This window comes from Telluria sp. ZB4P36, from assembly GCF_059685865.1.
Window position 1 is genome coordinate 38875 of record NZ_JCASIE010000003.1, and the last position, 17205, is coordinate 56079.

A 17205-nucleotide genomic window follows, 5' to 3' on the forward strand; every position below is an offset into this window, starting at 1 on the left:
CAGGGGATAAAAACCCTGCGGCGCCGCGTAAACGCGGTGTAAACGGGCAGGCGTCAGAAAGTGGCGCCGACGCTCAGTTGCAGCGCCGTCTTGCCGAGGAACTTGCCGTTGGCGGGAGAGGCGTACGCGCTCCTGCTCGCATTGGTGCCGATCACGGCCAGCGTCACGGTGGACGCGCCGAACGGGCGGCCGGCGCCGATCTTCCAGTCGGTGTAGCTGGCGGCGCCGTTGTTCTCGACACGCTGGCGGCCGGCGTGCAGCTGCACCGTCACGCCTTTGCCGGCGTCGATGTTGGCGCCGACGTCGAGGTAGCCGCTGTTCCCGCTGTCGACGAAGCCGAACAGGTTGGTGGTCGCGTGCGAGTACTTGATGTAGGCAGGGCCGTAGCCGATCTGGCCGTAGATCTCGGTGGTGTTGGCGTTGGCGAAGCCGCTCATCCTGCCGAGCTCGTTGCCGGCATAGACGTAACGCAGGACGCCGACGTCATAAGTGATGCCCGGTGCAATGTCGCCGCGCTTGCCGCCGTAGATATCCAGCTCCACCTTGCCGTCGCCGCCGGCGTCATCGAGCCATTTGATGGTCGACGCCCATGCGCCGGCGTACCAGCCGGAGGCGTGGACGACATCGGCGCCGCCCTGCAGCGCGGGCTGCAGGCGGGTCTGGGAGATGCCGCGGTAGCGGTAGTCGGAGGTTGCGCCGACGTTGAAGGTGGCGGTGCTTTCCGGGGCGCCGGCCTGTGCGAACGCGCCCGGGGCAAGGATGACGGACGAGAGTAGCGTGGCGTGGATCAGTGCTTTCATGATTCCTGCTTCTTTTTGGGAGCCATGCCAGGGAATGCGGCAACCGTTGCCGGGCATTTACCGCTGACATGATGCAGGTGAAAGACTAGGTCCTCGCGTGTAAAAACGGCCTAAAAGCTTGGTGCCGTGGTGTAAACGCGATGTATAGGGTTCGCGGAATAATTGGGCCCCGGCCTGCGCCGGGGCGGCGGATCAGCTTGCGGTGCTGCGCTTCAGGTAGTCCATGTACTTCGCGACACCGCTGGCCACGTCGGTAAAGGGCTCGGTGTAGCCTGCGGCGCGCAGCGCCCTGATATCGGCCTGGGTGAAGCTCTGGTACTTGCCCTTCAGCTTGTCCGGGAATGGCAGGTATTCCAGCAGGCCCTGCCCGACGATCTGCTCCAGCGTGAGCGGCGCCTTGCCCTCGTTGGCCAGCGCATTGACCGTGGCCACCGCCAGGTCGTTGAAGGGCTGGGCGCGGCCGGTGCCGAGGTTGAAGATGCCGCGCTTGTCTGGGTGATCGAGGAAGAACAGGTTCACCTTCACCACGTCGTCGACGTAGATGAAGTCGCGCATCTGGGTGCCGGCATCAAAGCCCTCGTTGGCGCCGAACAGCTTGACCTTGCCGTCTTTCTGGAACTGGTGGAACTGGTGGAAGGGGACCGAGGCCATGGTGCCCTTGTGCCCTTCCAGCGGGCCGTACACGTTGAAGTAGCGCAGGCCGACCACCTGGCTGCCTTCCCGGATGCCGTGGTGCAGCCAATGGCGGCGCATGTACTGGTCGAACAGGAATTTCGAATAGCCGTAGACGTTCAGCGGGCGCTCGTGCCGGCGCTCTTCCTTGAACACGCTGCCGCCGCCGTACACCGCGGCGGACGAGGCGTAGATGAAGGGAATACGCTCGCGCCGGCAGTGTTCGAACAGCGCGATGGTGTATTCGTAGTTATTCTTCATCATGTAGCGGCCATCGGTCTCCATGGTGTTGGAGCAGGCGCCCTGGTGCAGCACCGCCGAGAACTTGCCGTCGAACTCGCCCGCCTTCAGGCGCACCAGGAAGTCTTCCTTGTCGGCGAAATCGGCCACCTCGGCGTCGACGATGTTGTGGAACTTCTCGGGCCGCGCCATGTTATCGACCGCGAACACGCTGAAGGGCTTGCGCTTCGACAGCGCGTGGACCAGGTTGGCTCCGATGAAGCCTGCTGCGCCGGTGACCAGTATCATCTTGTACCTCTTTCTTCGTTCAGGCTGCGGCCAACATGGGCTGCAGCGGTTGCCAGACGTCGTTCGGCAGGATCTGTTTCATGCAGTTCTGGTGGCCCAGCGGACACTCGCGCTGCTGGCAGGGCGAGCACTCGATGTGCAGCCACAGCACCTTGGCCAGCTGCGACAGCGGCGGCGTGTGGCGCGGGTCGGTGGGACCGTAGATCGCCACCACCGGGCGGCCCAGCGCGGCGCCGATGTGCATCAGGCCGGAATCATTGGTCACCACCACGGCCGCGCGCGAGATCAGCGCGATCGCCTCGCTCAGCGAGGTGGAACCGGCAAGATTGTGCGCCTCCGGCACGATGGCCGTGATCTCGTCGCAGACCGCGCGATCCTTCGGTGAACCGAGCAGCAGGATCTGCGCGTCCGGCCGCCTGGCGCGGATGGTCTGCGCCAGCTCGGCGAAGTAAGACGCCGGCCAGCGCTTGGCCGGGCCGAACTCGGCGCCGGGCGCGAAGGCCACGTAGGTCCCGGCCGGCAGCTGCAGGCGGGCGATGGCGGCATCGGCCTGTTCCGGCGCGACCGACATCGCCGGCTCCGGCAGCCGGTCCGGGCGCGGCAAATGGCGCACCGGTGCGTCGGCCAGCGCGGCGTAGAACTGCGCCATCGGGCGCGGCGCGGCCTTGTCGTCGTGGTGCATTACGTTGACCAGGCCGTAGCGCATCTCGCCCTTGTAGCCGACCCGGCGCTTGATCCCGGCCAGCCAGGGGATCAGGGCGAACTTGAGCGTGTTCGGCAGCACGTAGGCGTCGGCATAGCCGCGCGCCTTCAGCATCCGGGCGAATTCCTTGCGCTCCTTCCACTGCAGCGCGCCATGCTTGAAAGGCGATTCGATCACCGTGTCGACCTCGCGCATCGCGCGCCAGACCGGGGCGACCCAGGTCGGCGCCAGCACGTCGATCGGGCGCTCCGGATGCTGTTCCTTCAGGCGGCGCAGCAGCGGCTGCGCCATGACGGCGTCGCCGATCCAGTTGGGGGAGATGACAAGCGTGCGCAGCATTTCGTTCGTTTCGGTCGGCCCGGGGCCCTGTCATTGGTAACCAGTGATTATAGCAATCCCGCCATCATCCGCGCTTTGACAAGACATATGCATGTTGCATTAAGTTAATTATCTTTTAGCTATTTAAACAAGCAACTTGTAGAATCCCCCGGGGCCCCGCGTTACCACATTTGAATTTGCATGAACTATTTCCTTAGGCTTTATACGTCAGGCAGGAATTTCGCATTGGGCGCCTGGCACGATCCCAGGCGGGTCGCCGCGGGCACCTGCATCGGCGATGCGCTGCTGCCACGGCTGGCGCGCAAGGAGTGGCGGGCCAGGGCGTGGCGGCTGGCGTGCATGTTGTCCGTGCTTGCCACGGCAGCGTTCACGATGCTCTTCCTGGGCGACAAGCTCGATGCCAGCGGCATGGTCATGACCCGCTTCATGGCGACTGCCCAGGCCCCCCTGAGCTCGGCAGCGTATCCGGATGCCGCGCGCGAGCAGATTACCGTGCTGACCTATGATCGCGAATTCCTTGCGGCGAACGACAGCGCCTGGCCGCTCAGCTACGGCGACCATGCGGCATGGCTGCTGCGGCTGGCGGCTGATCCCCAGGCCCGGCCCAAGGCCATCCTGCTGGACATCAGCTTCGGCCAGGAACGCGCCGACCCCAGCCTGCCTGCCTTGCAGGAAGCGCTGTGCACGATCCAGAACAGCTACAAGGTGCCGGTCTTCCTGGCAGCGCTGACCTCGCCCGACACCGGACGGCTGGCACTGCGGCGTGGCCTGCAGGAAGTGCCCGCCGGCGGCGGGCCGCCTTGTTTTACGCTGGTCGGTGTCGACTATCTCCCGGATCCCCTCGACGGCTATGCCTGGTCCTATCCGCTGAGCCGCCATCTCGGCGCCGACGGCTGGCAGGCGGGCCCGGCATCCGGTCCCGGCCAGCCCGCTCACCGCAGCGCCGCAATGGCGATCGCGCAGGACGTCGCCAAGATCGATCTCGGCACCGAGACGGTACCGATGGCGCTGGTCTGGGGTCTGCGCTCCGCGCAGCAGCCGCACCGTCCCGAGATGCTCGACAATTGTGAGCCGGGCGGCTTCAACTGGCGCATGCTCATGCCCGGCGTGATCCGCGAAATATTCGGGATTGGCTTCCCTACACCTTGCCCTTACCACCGCTCTCTCTCGATGGCGCAGTTGGGCGAACTCTCGCAAGAAGAACTTTCTCCCTACCTGGCCGGCCGTTACGTGCTGGTAGGCGCGAACGTCCCCGGCTACAACGACTACGCCAACTCGCCGATTCACCGGCTGATCCCGGGCGTGCACCTGCATGCCATGGCGCTGGATAACCTCCTGACCTATGGCGGCGATTACAAGCTGAGCGCGGAATGGACGATGCCGCCCTCACTCGCGCTGTTCGTGCCGGGATTGATCACGCTGGCGATCGTCCTGCTGGCACGCTTTGCCATCGAATGGCGGTTCGGTGCTTCCTTGTACGACGACGGCAGGGCGGACAAGCCGCTGGCCACCTTCGGCCAGCGCTTGCGCCACGTCACCGCTGGGGCACTATTCTGGCTGGGGCGCCTGGTCTTGCAAACCGTGCTGGCCATGCTCGCGATTACCGTGCTCCAGATCTGGTTCCGCATCGGCATGCTGCCGGTGATCGAGTTGGTGACGATGGCATTGTTCGCCGAAGGCATCAACTACATCGGCAGGATACGCTGGTTCTTCTATGGTCCGCTTCTCTCCTCCGAGGCCGCACAGGAAGCTCAACCATCACCCACGGATTTGGAAAGGGCGTCATGAACTTATCGAAGATTTTCCCCTCCCTCCTGCTTCTGGTATCGGCTACGACGTCGGCGCAGGGCATGGTGGTCGGACCGGCCGTAGCCGAGGCAAGCACCATCAACCTGTATGAAGCGCCGAACGCGGCGGCCCCCTTGCGCCAGGTGGCGCTGCGCGAAGCGGAGCTTCCGCTCGCGGTCGAAGACAAGCAGACCGGCTTCCTCCGGGTATCGCTCGGCGGCAGGCAATACTGGGTCCGCAGTGTGGAAGTGCGAACCGTCCGCGGCGTTACCGCCAAGTGCGGCGCCATTGTCCAGTCCTCGAGTACCCAAAGCGCCGCCACGCCAGGAGCCGGAAACCGTGCCTGTCACTAAGTCATTGTCCTGGCAACCTGCCGCGGCACTCGCCATCGGCCTGCTGGTGCTTCCGGGTTGTGAAACCGTGCCGACACGCGCCCCGGACGCGGGCCTGGCCGGTCCGGCACGATCGCCGGTCCTGCATCCGACCGGCGAACTTCCGCCTCCCTCGGCACGCAGCTGGCCCGGCGTGGAGCAGGACGTTCTGAACGAGCGGGCCAAGGGTTTCGGCCTTGTCCATGCGCCCGAGGCCCAGGCTTACATGAACAAGCTGTATGCGCGCATTAAGGACAAGGCCGGCGTGCCCGCATGGCCAGGTGCGGTGTATTTGCTGGCGGACCAGTCGCTCAATGCCTATGCGACCGGTGCCGGAAACATCTATGTGTCGCTTCCCTGGTTCACCTCCGTGGAGAGCGAGGATGAACTGGTTGCCCTGTTGAGCCACGAGTTCGCGCACATTTACCTGCACTACCATTTGCTCGACACCGCGATCCAGGATGCCGACACGGTCATGGGCCTGTCGGGCGCCGCCTATGCGCTGGTGAAGAAGACGGCGGATGCAAAAGGCTGGAACAAGTTGGACAGCATGGTGGCCGCCTACGTGCTGGGCCGCGGCGCCGCCACGACCCAATACGGCCGGAGCCAGGAAAGCGCGGCCGACATGCTTGGCCTGAACCTGTCGCTGAAGCTGGGTTACGCATACGAGCATGGCATGAAGGCCTTTCTCGAGCGCCTGGCCACGTGGGAAGAAACCAACGCCGCCCTGGAAAAACAGCGCCAGGAGGCCCTGGTGGAAGAAGTACGCAAGCAGGCCTTGGCCGAAACGATGCGCGACAGCGCCAAGCGTGGCGGCAACGTCCTCCTGGCCAAGGGGGCCGGCGAGATCAATGCGGGCATCAATGGCTTCTTCAAGCAAATCGGTTTGGGGGTCGAGAACATCGGCAACAAGCTGGCCAGCCGCCATCCCGACACCACGGAACGGATCTCCACGCTGGCCAAGGCCGTGGCCCCGGTCCCGGCTTTGCTGGCGCCGTCAGACCCGATGACGGCCCCGCTGGACAAAGCACGCCAGGACAAGCGGACCGCCGCCCTGCTTGTCAACTACGAGCTGGCCTTCAAGGCCATCGCGGCACCGGCGGACCCGGGCTCCGTTTCCGCCGCCCAGAACGCGGCCGCCGGCAGTACGGCCACGCATGCGGTGCCACTCTACGCGCTGTACACGGTGCTCGAGGCGCAACCCGCGGCAATGGGCAAGAAGCGCTTCGATCCCGCGCAACTGCTCGACAAGAACCTGGATTCCGCGCCTGACCGCGCCTGGAAGATCTACATGGTACGCAGCGAACGGCTGAAAGGCAGCCGGCGTGCGGACGCGAGGAAGATCCTGGACGCCGGCCTGCAGTACTTCCAGAATGCGGAGGAAGCCTGGCCCGATGCGATCCGCTTCCACGGCGAGACCCAGGGATGGGAGGAGGCGAAAAAGCTGGCAGCCAGTTGCGGCCAGCGCTTCCGCCGCGTATCGCAGCGCTGCACGAGCGCCGCATCCAGCCCGGCGGAGCGGGCGGCCCAGGAAAAGCAGACCGAGCAGAAGGCAAACAGCATGGTCGAAAAGCTGTTCAAGAAGAAGTAAAGCCGCGTCCGGGCGCGATCATGACAATCGCAGCCGCCAGCCGGCGGGGCTGGCTTCCAGGCGGTGGGTCAGCCCGATGCGCTCCAAAAAGACCTCGTCGTGCGACACCACCACCAGGGCACCGGCGTACTGCCCCAGCATCGCTTCCAGCGCCGCGAGCGAGGCCAGGTCGAGGTGGTTGCCCGGCTCGTCCAGCAGGAGCAGGCGCGCCGGCGGATCGGCGTACAGGGCGCAGGCCAGCGCAGCCTTCAGGCGCTCGCCGCCGCTCAGCCGGCTGCTGGGCTGCGCTACCTGCTGCGCGTCCAGGCCGAGCTGGGCCAGATAAGTCCGCAGGCGGTCTTGGCCAGTGCTGCGGTTCCGTTCCAGGAGTTGATCGATGGTGCTGCGCTCCGGGTCGAGCGTGCCCAGGCGCTGGTCGAGCCAGGCGCAGGCCGGGTCGCGCGTGACGCGGCCGGCGAGCGGCGCCAGTTCACCGGCGATCACCTTCAGCAGCGTCGACTTGCCGCTGCCGTTCGCCCCCGTGATGCCGATGCGCTGGCGGCCGCCGACGGCCAGGCTGATGCGGCGCAAGGCCGGCACGGTGAAGGGCAGCTCCACCTCATCCAGCTCGGCGACGCGGCGCTGCGCGGCGCCGTCGACGACAGCGGCGTGCAGGCGCACGGTGCTGTCTTCGCCCAGCGCCTGCGCCGCTTCACGCACGCGCGCGCGCTGCTGCCGGCGGGCCTCTTCGTGCTGCAGCGTGAGGCGGCCGGCGCTGGTTTCGCTGCGCTCCTTCTGGCGTCCCAGCAGGATCTTCGCCTGGTTGGCGGCCTTGCCCTCGCGCGCGCCCTGCGCCTGGCGGCGCTGCTGGCGCTCACGCTGCTCGCGCATGGCGCGCTCCTCGCGCTGCATGCTCTGGCGCGCATGCTCGAACTCGCGCAAGGCGCTTTCCTGTTCGGCGGCGCGGGCTTCGGCATAGAAGTCATAGTTGCCCCCGTAGCTGCGCAGGCCCTGCGGCGACAGCTCGACGATGCGTTCCATCTGCCCCAGCAGGGCGCGGTCGTGGCTGACGACGATGAGTCCCCGCTTCCATCCGCGCAGCTGCGCCGCCAGCGCCGTGCGGCTGGCGCCGTCGAGGTGATTGGTGGGCTCGTCGAGGATCAGGAAGTCGGCATCGGAGAGCATGGCGCCCAGCAGCGCCACCCGCATCGCCTCGCCGCCGCTCAGCCTGTGGACGGGCGTGGCGGCATCGAGGTGGCCGAGGCCGGCCTGCGCGAGTGCCTGCCGCAAGCGTGCCGGCAGGTCCCAGCGTTCGCCGGCCAGCTCGAAGTCCGCTTCCGCAATGCTGCCGGCGTCGATGCGCGCCAGGGCGTCGAGCATGTCCTGCACGCCGGCCAGTTGAGCGACCGTGCCGTGTGCCGCCTGGTCAACTTGCTGCGACAGGTAGTGCGCACTGCCGCTGCGGATGCAGCGGCCGTTCGATGGCGCAAGCTCGCCGGCCAGCAGCCGCGCCAGCACGCTTTTGCCGACGCCATTGCGGCCGACCAGGCCCGTGTGGCGTGTGTCGAACTGTTCGGTGAGGCCGGACAGCAGGGTCCTGCCGTCGGGGAGAATGAAAGATGCGCTGTCGAGCGCGAGGTGTACGTTCGTCATGAGACCTCCATGGATGCCGGAACTCCCCTGCTGGTTGCGGGAAGGTGGGAGAACTGGCCGTCAAGCAGACGGCGGCATCAATGGCGCATTGGACGAACCCTCGCAAAAATGAATGTGGCGGAATGATAGCAAAGTTTTGCTACAGGACCTTCCGCCCCTGCTCCACGGCGCACCATGCCGGCTACGACAGGCTGGCGCTGGACTCCGGTATCGGTATGCCGTGCAGCGCGTTGCGCCAGCTGTTGCCGATATTCCCGCACACGAGGCGGCAGAAGGATGCCGCCTGCTGCTGCAGCAGGCCCTGGTGGTTCGTCTGCAGGAACTTCCCGAGCACTTCGTAGAGGTCCCACATCACCTCGTCGGTATCGTGGGCGCCGAGCTTCATCGGGATCAGCGTGTCGGGATCGAGCATGGCTGCGCGCAGGGCCTCGATCATCTCCGGCACCGGCATCCGGCGCCAGGTCGCCGCCAGCCGCGGCACGTGGTGGAAGATGTGGCGGAAGTAGATGCGGTTCTGCGAGTAGGCTTCCCAGTAGGCCCTGCCACGCTCGGTCTCGCCGAGGAAGGCTTCGAAGCGGCCGAGCAGGGTTTCGGTGGCCGGGCGCACCGGATCGCTGGCGGTAAGGACGCTCACGCCCAGGGCGCCCGTGATCCTGTCAATGGGCGTGGCGACCCCGATCCGGTTCACGCCCGGCGCCTTGCCCCACAGGAGCCCGACCACCAGGTTATGGTCTTCATGTTCCCGGTGGACGATCGCGGAACCCGAATCGCCATGGTCGACGAATTCATCGCCCCTGCCATCGATGAACAGCATGTCCTGGAACAGCTCGAGGTTGGCGGCCAGGCCGCTGTAGTGGATCGCGACGACGCTGCCATGGGTCAGGCCGGTGGACGCGCCGCGCTTGGCGACCGGGAACGGCAGTGCATCCTTGCCGATGTCGCAGGTGCCGGTGACGGCGCCGATTTCGCGGATGTAGGCCAGGCCGGCGTCGTAGTAATAGTCGAGGCTCGCGATGCCGGCATCCATCTGCGAGCATTCCTGCACCTCGACCGTCGTGCCGATCTCGTCGCACTTGACCTTGGCCGGCTGGTAGACGGTGCTGCCGATCTCGCCCAGCACGTGGGCGGCGGACAGCGCGTAACAGCTGCCGTCGGGCTTCCTGACGATGCAGCCGAGGGTGCCGAAGGAATAGCCGGCGCTGAGCTTGGTGCCGCCGACCAGCGGGCGGTACTTGCTGTTGTCCTCGTACATGGCGCGCCGTTCGGACTTGGCTTCGCAGCGGATGATGGGCGCATGCTCGATGACGTCGGTCGGGAAACCGTCGACGTCGAGTGGGATCCTTTCGTCGGGAGGGATCGCGGACGGCGCTCGTTTTCGGGTGAGATGGACGCAGATCGCCAGCTGGCCGGTCGGCCGGCCCCTGACGCGTTTTACGCCGATGCTGGTGCCGTGCACACCCGGAATCGTCATCACGGTGGCGTGGAAGTACTCCTTCGCCTGCTTCATCTGCTCGAATGTTGCCTCGTCCATCGTTGCTCTCCCCCTAGAAAGTAACGCTGAGTAAATGGCCTTCTTGCCAAGAAGGTATCAATCTAGCACTTACTTATGGTTGAGTCACCGTATATTTACGCGGATGGCATAACGGGGTGGTGAAGTTCCGACAGCTGGTGCTTGGGGTGGGCGTCAATCGCCGGCGCCAGTAGCCCGGCTGGGAATGCGGGGGGGGGGGGAAATGCGGGGGATGTAAATGTGCCGGCCCCGCGATGTTGAAGGTCGGTGCCGGCAAGGCTGGGCGCGATAGCTGCGCCCATCAGCAACGATTACAGGTAGCGCGAGCCCTTGACCAGGTAGGCTTCGCCGGACAGTTCGATGGTGCGACGCAGTTTGGTCAGGAAACGAGCAGCCAGCAGGCGGAAAGCGATCGAGAAGTCGGGATTGGTTGGGATGGCGATGGCGGCGTTCATGTGATGTCCTTGAATTGGGAAGCGTTGAGCAATGGAGACAGTTTAGGACATTGCGAGACATTAATCCAATCGCGATTTCGGATTTCAGCGATAATAAAAACGAATATCTTGGCACTGAAGGCGATGAGCGGTTATCCGTGTTTTGTATGACGGAAATAGAACGGCCGCTGAGTGTGGTCATTGGTTTCTGCTCTGATAAGGCTGATCAAGCAGGGATTCGCCCACGTACCGCGGGCCGCCCTTGCGCGAGTACGCGCAAGGCTTCGAATCCCCCACACAAGGCGCGCAGGCGCCTTGCTTCTCTCCGCCAGGAAACAAAAAAAGGCCACCCGATGGGTGGCCTTTCTTTTGTTTCCTGGCGGAGAGAGGGGGATTCGAACCCCCGGTAGGCTATGAACCTACACACGCTTTCCAGGCGTGCGACTTAAACCACTCATCCATCTCTCCTGATGGGTCTCGTGTATCCACGAAGCCGCCTATTATAACAAGGATTCTCTTCTATACAAGACTGTTCCGACAACACTCACGGCGCTGCTTCGGCCGGCCAGCGCCGGCGCCAGGGCCGCAGCACCTGTCGCACCGGGTTCACCTGCGTGCCGACCTCATCCTCCCCGACCAGCCCGCGCCGCTTCAGGTGACGCAGCGCTACCTGCACCGCCGACTTCGACAGCCCCGTCTTGACCGCGATCGTCTGCAGACTTGCCGGCACCTGGTCGCGGCCGAGCGCCTCCGCGCTGGTGAGCAGGTAGAGATAGACCACAAAAGCGGCGGGACGGCGGTCGTGGCCGACCAGGTCGGGCATCAGGACCTCGAACACATAGGCATCGAGCGAACAACGGCGGGTAGTCATGGATACTATAGTAATGAAAATTACATGCGGCCGCGAGTCTGCCACGATAATGTCTTCCACGACAACCTCCAAGAACCACCATGATCACCCAACTGAAATTCGTCAGCATCCCGGTCTCGGACCAGGACCGCGCCCTCGCCTTCTATACCGAACAACTCGGCTTCGACATCGCCACCGACCAGCCGATGGGCCCGGGCAAGCGCTGGATCGAGCTGCGCATCGGCTCGTCCGGCACCCGCGTCGTGCTGTTCACGCCGGACGGCCAGGAAGACCGTATCGGCAGCTTCTTCAACGGTTCCTTTGCCTGCGATAACGTGGAAGCGACTTACCGCCAGCTGAGCCAGCGCGGCGTCGAGTTCGTCGAGCCGCCGACCGTGCAGCCATGGGGCTCGTTCGCGAAGTTCAAGGACCCGGACGGCAATACCTTCGTGCTGTCGTCCTCCTGATACAAAAAAGCCCGCCCCCCTTGCGAGGAAGCGGGCACGCGCAACAGACGTGAACTCGTCTTAAGCGGTTTCTTTCAGCTGCTCCAGGATGGCCGGGTTTTCCAGGGTCGACACGTCCTGGGTGATGGTCTCGCCCTTGGCCAGCACGCGCAGCAGGCGGCGCATGATCTTGCCGGAGCGGGTCTTCGGCAGGTTGTCGCCGAAGCGGATTTCCTTCGGCTTGGCGATCGGGCCGATTTCCTTCGCCACCCAGTTGCGCAGCTCGGTTGCCAGCTTCTTGGCGTCCTCGCCGCTCGGGCGGGCCTGCTTCAGCACCACGAAGGCGCAAATCGATTCGCCGGTGGTCTCGTCCGGCTTGCCCACCACCGCCGCTTCGGCGACGATCGGGTGCGCCACCAGGGCCGATTCGATTTCCATCGTGCCCATGCGGTGCCCCGAGACGTTCAGCACGTCGTCGATGCGCCCCGTGATCGTGAAGTAGCCGGTGTCCTTGTTGCGCACCGCGCCGTCACCGGCCAGGTAGTACTTGCCGCCCAGTTCTTCCGGGAAGTAGCTGGTGCGGAAGCGGTCCGGGTTGTTCCAGATGGTGCGGATCATCGACGGCCACGGACGCTTGACGACCAGGATGCCGCCCTGCCCGTTCGGCACGTCGTTGCCGGCTTCGTCCACGATCGCGGTCATGATGCCCGGCAGCGGCAGCGTGCACGAGCCCGGCACCAGCGGGGTCGCGCCCGGCAGCGGGGTGATCATGTGGCCGCCGGTCTCGGTCTGCCAGAAGGTGTCGACGATCGGGCAGCGTTCCTGGCCGACGTTCTTGTAGTACCACATCCAGGCTTCCGGATTGATCGGCTCGCCGACCGAACCCAGCAGACGCAGGCTCGACAGGTCGAAGTTCTTCGGGTGCACCTTTTCGTCGACGTCGGAGGCTTTGATGAGCGAACGGATCGCGGTCGGCGCCGTGTAGAAGATCGAGACCTTGTGCTTGGCGATGGTTTCCCAGAAGCGGCCGGCGTGCGGATAGGTCGGCACGCCTTCGAACACGACCTGGGTGGCGCCGACAGCCAGCGGCCCGTAGGCGATGTAGCTGTGGCCGGTAACCCAGCCGATGTCGGCCGTGCACCAGTAGACGTCGTCCGGCTTGATGTCGAAGGTCCACTTCATGGTCAGCGCGGCCCACAGCAGGAAGCCGCCGGTCGAGTGCTGCACGCCCTTCGGCGTGCCGGTCGAGCCCGAGGTGTAGAGGATGAACAGCGGGTGTTCCGCATCCACCCATTCCGGCTCGCACTCGGTCGGCTGCTGGTCGATCAGGTCGTGCAGCCAGAGGTCGCGCCCGTCCTGGAAGTTGATGTTGCCGCCGGTGCGCTTGTAGACGATGACGTCGCGGATGGTGGTGCAACCGCCCATTGCCAGCGCCTCGTCGACGATGGCCTTCAGGGGCAGCGACTTACCGCCGCGCAGCTGCTCGTCGGCAGTGATGACGGCCACGGCGCCGGCGTCGATGATGCGCTCCTGCAGCGACTTGGCCGAGAAGCCGCCGAACACCACCGAGTGGGTGGCGCCGATGCGGGCGCAGGCCTGCATCGCGGCGACGCCTTCGATCGACATCGACATGTAGATGATGACGCGATCGCCCTTCTGGATGCCGCGCGACTTCAGGCCGTTGGCGAACTGGCAGACGCGGGCATGCAGCTCGCGGTAGGTGGCGCGGGTGACGGTGCCGTCGTCCGCCTCGAAGATGATGGCGGTCTTGTCGGCATTGCCGTTCGCGAGGTTGCGGTCGAGGCTGTTGTACGAGGCGTTCAGCTGGCCGTCGGCGAACCATTGGTAGAACGGCGCATTGGATTCGTCGAGGGTGGTGGTGAACGGCTTGTGCCAGTCGATGTTTTCACGCGCCAGGCGCGCCCAGAAGCCCTCGTAGTCGCTGGCGGCCTCGGCGCACAGCTTTTCGTAGGCTTCCATGCCGGAGATCGCGGCCTTGCCGGCGAACGCCGCCGGCGGTGGGAACACGCGGTTCTCCTGCAGGGTGAATTCTTCCTGATTGCTCTCTTTCTCGGCCATCATTGTCTCCATAGTAGTAAGGTTTTTAATAAACACCTTATGGGCGCTCGCTTACTGAGCCCTTACAGCGGACTTCTCATCGAATGCCATTCTACCAACCTTGCCGTCAAGAGGCGAAGTAAGCCGCAAGGACGCGTGGACGGGTGTAAAATGCTCGGCTGTATTTGTCCAGCATCCAGGAGTCCGCATCCCGATGGCGCAGTTAATTCCCCCAACCGAAGCAAAAAAGCTTACTCCACTCAATAGCCTGATCTTTGCAAGCCGCTGGCTCCAGCTGCCGCTGTACCTCGGCCTGATCCTGGCGCAGTGCGTCTACGTGTTCCACTTCTGGGTCGAGCTGAAGGACCTGATCGGTGCGGCAATGGGCAATGTGGCCTCGCTCCAGCACATCCTTGACGTGGTGACCGTACCGGGTGCAACGCGCCCGACCAAGCTGACCGAAACCACCATCATGCTGGTCGTGCTCGGCCTGATCGACGTGGTCATGATCTCGAACCTGTTAATCATGGTCATCGTCGGCGGCTACGAGACCTTCGTCTCGCGCATGCACCTCGAAGGTCACCCGGACCAGCCCGAATGGCTGTCCCACGTGAACGCCTCGGTACTCAAAACCAAGCTGGCGATGGCGATCATCGGCATCTCGTCGATCCACCTGTTGAAGACCTTCATCAACGCGGCCGCGTACACCGAGAAGACCCTGCTGTTCCAGACCGTCATCCACTGCGCTTTCCTGCTGTCGGCCATGGCCATCGCCTACACCGACCGCATCGTCATGACCACGCATTCGAAACATTAATATTCCTCCTGATCGAGAACTTCCATGGCAACCGTTATCACCCAGAGCGACCTCATCGAATCGGTCGCGGCAGCCCTCCAGTACATCAGCTACTACCACCCGGCCGACTATATCCAGCACCTGGCGCGCGCGTATGAGACCGAGCAAAGCCCGGCCGCGAAGGACGCCATCGCCCAGATCCTGACCAACTCGCGCATGTGCGCCGAAGGCAAGCGCCCGATCTGCCAGGACACCGGCATCGTCAACGTGTTCCTGAAGATCGGCATGGGCGTGCGCTTCGAAGGCTTCACCGGCTCCGTCACCGACGCCGTCAACGAAGGCGTGCGCCGTGCCTACGCCTTCGAGGACAACAAGCTGCGCGCCTCGATCGTGGCCGACCCGCATTTCGAACGCAAGAACACCAAGGACAACACCCCGGCCGTGGTCCACATGGAACTGGTCGAAGGCGATACCGTCGACGTCAAAGTGGCGGCCAAGGGCGGCGGCTCGGAAAACAAGACCAAGTTCGTCATGCTGAACCCGTCCGACTCGCTGGTCGACTGGGTCATCAAGACCGTGCCCCTGATGGGCGCCGGCTGGTGCCCGCCGGGCATGCTGGGCATCGGCATCGGCGGCACCGCCGAGAAGGCGATGCTGATGGCGAAAGAGTCGCTGATGGAAGACATCGACATGTACGAGCTGAAGCAGCGCGGCCCCTCGACGAAGCTGGAAGAACTGCGTATCGAACTGTGCGACAAGATCAATGCGCTGGGCATCGGCGCCCAGGGCCTGGGCGGCCTGACCACCGTGCTGGACGTGAAGATCAACATGTACCCGACCCACGCGGCCTCGAAGCCGGTGGCGATGATCCCGAACTGCGCCGCCACCCGCCACGCCCACTTCGTGCTGGACGGCTCGGGCCCGGCCTACATCGAACCGCCTGCGCTGTCGACCTGGCCGGACGTGCAGTGGACCCCGGACACCGAGAAATCGAAGCGCGTCGACCTGAACACGCTGACGAAGGAAGAAGTCGCGTCGTGGAAGCCGGGCCAGACCCTGCTCCTGAACGGCAAGATGCTGACCGGCCGCGACGCCGCGCACAAGCGCATCCAGGACATGCTGTCCAAGGGCGAGCCGCTGCCGGTGGACTTCAGCAACCGCGTGATCTACTACGTCGGCCCGGTCGACCCGGTGGGCGATGAAGTCGTCGGCCCGGCAGGCCCGACCACCGCGACCCGCATGGACAAGTTCACCGACATGATGCTGGAGAAGACGGGCCTGATCTCGATGATCGGCAAGGCCGAGCGCGGCCCGGCGGCGATCGAGTCGATCCAGAAGCACAAGTCGGCCTACCTGATGGCGGTCGGCGGCTCGGCCTACCTGGTCTCTAAAGCGATCAAGTCGGCCAAGGTGGTCGGCTTCGAAGACCTGGGCATGGAAGCGATCTACGAGTTCGACGTGACCGACATGCCGGTCACCGTGGCCGTCGATTCGACCGGCACCTCGGTGCACAACACCGGCCCGAAGGAATGGTCGGCCAAGATCGAGTCGCTCAAGGGCATCCCGGTCACCGCCGCGTGATGATGCGTGGGCGGATCATTCGATGAAACGCCTGCGCTTGCAACCATGAGCACATCTCCCCCCTCCCCTGGCGCCCCGGTCGGCATCTTCGACTCGGGCGTCGGCGGCCTCTCGGTGCTGCGCCACATCCAGGCGCAGCTGCCGCACGAACACCTCCTGTATTTCGCCGACACCGCATTCGCCCCCTATGGCGACAAGCCGGAACACGTCCTCATCGAACGTGTGCTGGGGATTGGCGCCTTTCTGGTGGCGCGCGGCGCCAAGGCGCTGGTCGTGGCCTGCAATACCGCCACCGTCGCCGCCGTGCGCGTCCTGCGCGAGCGCTATCCCGACATGCCGATCGTCGGCGTCGAACCGGGCCTGAAACCCGGCGCGGCAAGCACCCGCAAGGGCACCGTCGGCGTGCTGGCCACCGAGCGCACCCTCTCCGGCGAAAAGTTCCTGCTGCTGCGCGACCAGATCGTGGAAGCGACCAGCGCCCGCTTCCTGCTGCAGCCCTGCGTGGGCCTGGCCGACCAGATCGAGTTCGGCGAACCCGGTTCTCCGGCGCTCGAGGCGATGCTGGAACGCTACATCGCGCCGCTGCTGGCCCAGGGTGCCGACACCCTGGTACTCGGTTGCACCCACTATCCGCTGGTGCAGGCCTCGATCGAGCGCGTGATCCGCCGGCATACCGATGGCGAGGTCACGCTGATCGACACGGGCGAGGCCGTGGCGCGCCAGCTGGCCCGCCTGCTGGAAGCCGCGGGGCTGCTGCGCAATGCCGGCGGCGACGCAGCGCAGCTGACCGGTTTCACCAGCGCCAGCGGCACCGCCTTGGGCGCCGCTTTCGCCAGCCTGCTGGGCCAGGAGCCGCCCGTGCACGAGGTGGCCATCGGGGCGACGCTGTCGAACCCGACAGGGACGCACATTTAAATTTGCCAGTTCGGGAAGACCTTTGTATAATCTTGTTCTGTCTCGGAAACAGCGAGGCAGATAAGAAGCAGCAAGACAATGGTGGCTGTAGCTCAGTTGGTAGAGTCCAGGATTGTGATTCCTGTTGTCGTGGGTTCGAGTCCCATCAGCCACCCCAAGAATTCAAGCACTTAGCCCAGCCTCCGGACTGG

General features: G+C 64.8%; 15 protein-coding genes and 2 tRNA genes. 8 read left to right on the plus strand and 9 right to left on the minus strand.

The genetic code is table 11. From position 1 onward, the window contains the following. Positions 1–53: 53 nt before the first annotated feature. From AC56LK_RS05460 to waaF, 3 genes are all read right to left on the minus strand, one after another. Positions 54–800 carry a TorF family putative porin gene (locus AC56LK_RS05460; protein ID WP_497183560.1) on the minus strand — a complete coding sequence of 249 codons (747 nt, stop codon included), beginning with the start codon at positions 798–800 and terminating at the stop codon, positions 54–56. Between the two features lie 192 nt (positions 801–992). Continuing rightward, positions 993–2000, minus strand: a complete 1008-nt coding sequence (gene rfaD / locus AC56LK_RS05465; protein ID WP_497183561.1) for an ADP-glyceromanno-heptose 6-epimerase — start codon at positions 1998–2000, stop codon at positions 993–995. Between the two features lie 19 nt (positions 2001–2019). After that, on the minus strand, positions 2020–3042 hold the full coding sequence (gene waaF, locus AC56LK_RS05470; RefSeq protein WP_497183562.1) for a lipopolysaccharide heptosyltransferase II: 1023 nt from the start codon (positions 3040–3042) through the stop codon (positions 2020–2022). Positions 3043–3222: 180 nt separating this feature from the next. Between waaF and AC56LK_RS05475 the strand changes: the two genes are divergently transcribed. From AC56LK_RS05475 to AC56LK_RS05485, 3 genes are read left to right on the plus strand one after another with little or no spacing between them, the layout of a single operon-like run. Continuing rightward, positions 3223–4830 carry a CHASE2 domain-containing protein gene (locus AC56LK_RS05475; protein WP_497183563.1) on the plus strand — a complete coding sequence of 536 codons (1608 nt, stop codon included), beginning with the start codon at positions 3223–3225 and terminating at the stop codon, positions 4828–4830. After that, on the plus strand, positions 4827–5183 hold the full coding sequence (locus AC56LK_RS05480) for a hypothetical protein (protein WP_497183564.1): 357 nt from the start codon (positions 4827–4829) through the stop codon (positions 5181–5183). The genes AC56LK_RS05475 and AC56LK_RS05480 overlap by 4 nt, the downstream gene beginning before the upstream one ends. Further along, a complete protein-coding gene (locus tag AC56LK_RS05485; RefSeq protein WP_497183565.1) occupies positions 5170–6792 on the plus strand; it encodes a M48 family metallopeptidase in 1623 nt (540 codons plus the stop codon). The genes AC56LK_RS05480 and AC56LK_RS05485 overlap by 14 nt, the downstream gene beginning before the upstream one ends. Before the next feature lie 18 nt (positions 6793–6810). Here AC56LK_RS05485 and AC56LK_RS05490 read toward each other — a convergent pair whose 3' ends face one another. From AC56LK_RS05490 to AC56LK_RS05510, 5 genes are all read right to left on the minus strand, one after another. Continuing rightward, positions 6811–8424: an ABC-F family ATP-binding cassette domain-containing protein gene (locus AC56LK_RS05490; RefSeq protein ID WP_497183566.1), complete on the minus strand. Its 1614-nt coding sequence runs from the start codon at positions 8422–8424 to the stop codon at positions 6811–6813. Between the two features lie 181 nt (positions 8425–8605). Beyond that, entirely contained in the window at positions 8606–9955 is a 1350-nt protein-coding gene (locus AC56LK_RS05495) for a Nal1-like putative serine protease (RefSeq protein ID WP_497183567.1), read from the minus strand. 290 nt (positions 9956–10245) lie between these two features. Then, positions 10246–10389, minus strand: coding sequence for a hypothetical protein (locus AC56LK_RS05500; protein WP_497183568.1), 144 nt, complete (start codon positions 10387–10389; stop codon positions 10246–10248). Between the two features lie 356 nt (positions 10390–10745). Next, positions 10746–10836, minus strand: a tRNA-Ser gene (locus tag AC56LK_RS05505). A 76-nt stretch (positions 10837–10912) separates the two neighbouring features. After that, on the minus strand, positions 10913–11239 hold the full coding sequence (locus tag AC56LK_RS05510) for a helix-turn-helix domain-containing protein (RefSeq protein ID WP_497183569.1): 327 nt from the start codon (positions 11237–11239) through the stop codon (positions 10913–10915). An 80-nt stretch (positions 11240–11319) separates the two neighbouring features. Between AC56LK_RS05510 and AC56LK_RS05515 the strand changes: the two genes are divergently transcribed. After that, positions 11320–11685, plus strand: coding sequence for a VOC family protein (locus AC56LK_RS05515; protein WP_436107169.1), 366 nt, complete (start codon positions 11320–11322; stop codon positions 11683–11685). Positions 11686–11745: 60 nt separating this feature from the next. Here the strand turns inward: AC56LK_RS05515 and acs are convergent, their stop codons facing one another. Next, positions 11746–13743 (minus strand): acetate--CoA ligase, encoded by a 1998-nt coding sequence (acs, locus tag AC56LK_RS05520; RefSeq protein WP_497183570.1) that lies wholly within the window; start codon positions 13741–13743, stop codon positions 11746–11748. A 193-nt stretch (positions 13744–13936) separates the two neighbouring features. Between acs and AC56LK_RS05525 the strand changes: the two genes are divergently transcribed. From AC56LK_RS05525 to AC56LK_RS05540, 4 genes are all read left to right on the plus strand, one after another. After that, positions 13937–14539 carry a TIGR00645 family protein gene (locus tag AC56LK_RS05525; RefSeq protein ID WP_497183571.1) on the plus strand — a complete coding sequence of 201 codons (603 nt, stop codon included), beginning with the start codon at positions 13937–13939 and terminating at the stop codon, positions 14537–14539. 24 nt (positions 14540–14563) lie between these two features. Then, entirely contained in the window at positions 14564–16099 is a 1536-nt protein-coding gene (locus AC56LK_RS05530; protein WP_497183572.1) for a fumarate hydratase, read from the plus strand. A 45-nt stretch (positions 16100–16144) separates the two neighbouring features. After that, entirely contained in the window at positions 16145–17014 is an 870-nt protein-coding gene (gene murI / locus AC56LK_RS05535; RefSeq protein ID WP_497183573.1) for a glutamate racemase, read from the plus strand. A gap of 81 nt (positions 17015–17095) precedes the next feature. Further along, positions 17096–17171 (plus strand) — tRNA-His (locus AC56LK_RS05540). Positions 17172–17205: the final 34 nt, after the last annotated feature.

Bases quoted from the DNA above. Each gene is read 5' to 3' on its own strand.
- AC56LK_RS05460 (WP_497183560.1), bottom strand. From the start codon at position 800: ATGAAAGCACTGATCCACGCCACGCTACTCTCGTCCGTCATCCTTGCC.
- rfaD (WP_497183561.1), bottom strand. From the start codon at position 2,000: ATGATACTGGTCACCGGCGCAGCAGGCTTCATCGGAGCCAACCTGGTC.
- waaF (WP_497183562.1), bottom strand. From the start codon at position 3,042: ATGCTGCGCACGCTTGTCATCTCCCCCAACTGGATCGGCGACGCCGTC.
- AC56LK_RS05475 (WP_497183563.1), top strand. From the start codon at position 3,223: ATGAACTATTTCCTTAGGCTTTATACGTCAGGCAGGAATTTCGCATTG.
- AC56LK_RS05480 (WP_497183564.1), top strand. From the start codon at position 4,827: ATGAACTTATCGAAGATTTTCCCCTCCCTCCTGCTTCTGGTATCGGCT.
- AC56LK_RS05490 (WP_497183566.1), bottom strand. From the start codon at position 8,424: ATGACGAACGTACACCTCGCGCTCGACAGCGCATCTTTCATTCTCCCC.
- AC56LK_RS05495 (WP_497183567.1), bottom strand. From the start codon at position 9,955: ATGGACGAGGCAACATTCGAGCAGATGAAGCAGGCGAAGGAGTACTTC.
- AC56LK_RS05500 (WP_497183568.1), bottom strand. From the start codon at position 10,389: ATGAACGCCGCCATCGCCATCCCAACCAATCCCGACTTCTCGATCGCT.
- AC56LK_RS05510 (WP_497183569.1), bottom strand. From the start codon at position 11,239: ATGACTACCCGCCGTTGTTCGCTCGATGCCTATGTGTTCGAGGTCCTG.
- AC56LK_RS05515 (WP_436107169.1), top strand. From the start codon at position 11,320: ATGATCACCCAACTGAAATTCGTCAGCATCCCGGTCTCGGACCAGGAC.
- acs (WP_497183570.1), bottom strand. From the start codon at position 13,743: ATGGCCGAGAAAGAGAGCAATCAGGAAGAATTCACCCTGCAGGAGAAC.
- AC56LK_RS05525 (WP_497183571.1), top strand. From the start codon at position 13,937: ATGGCGCAGTTAATTCCCCCAACCGAAGCAAAAAAGCTTACTCCACTC.
- AC56LK_RS05530 (WP_497183572.1), top strand. From the start codon at position 14,564: ATGGCAACCGTTATCACCCAGAGCGACCTCATCGAATCGGTCGCGGCA.
- murI (WP_497183573.1), top strand. From the start codon at position 16,145: ATGAGCACATCTCCCCCCTCCCCTGGCGCCCCGGTCGGCATCTTCGAC.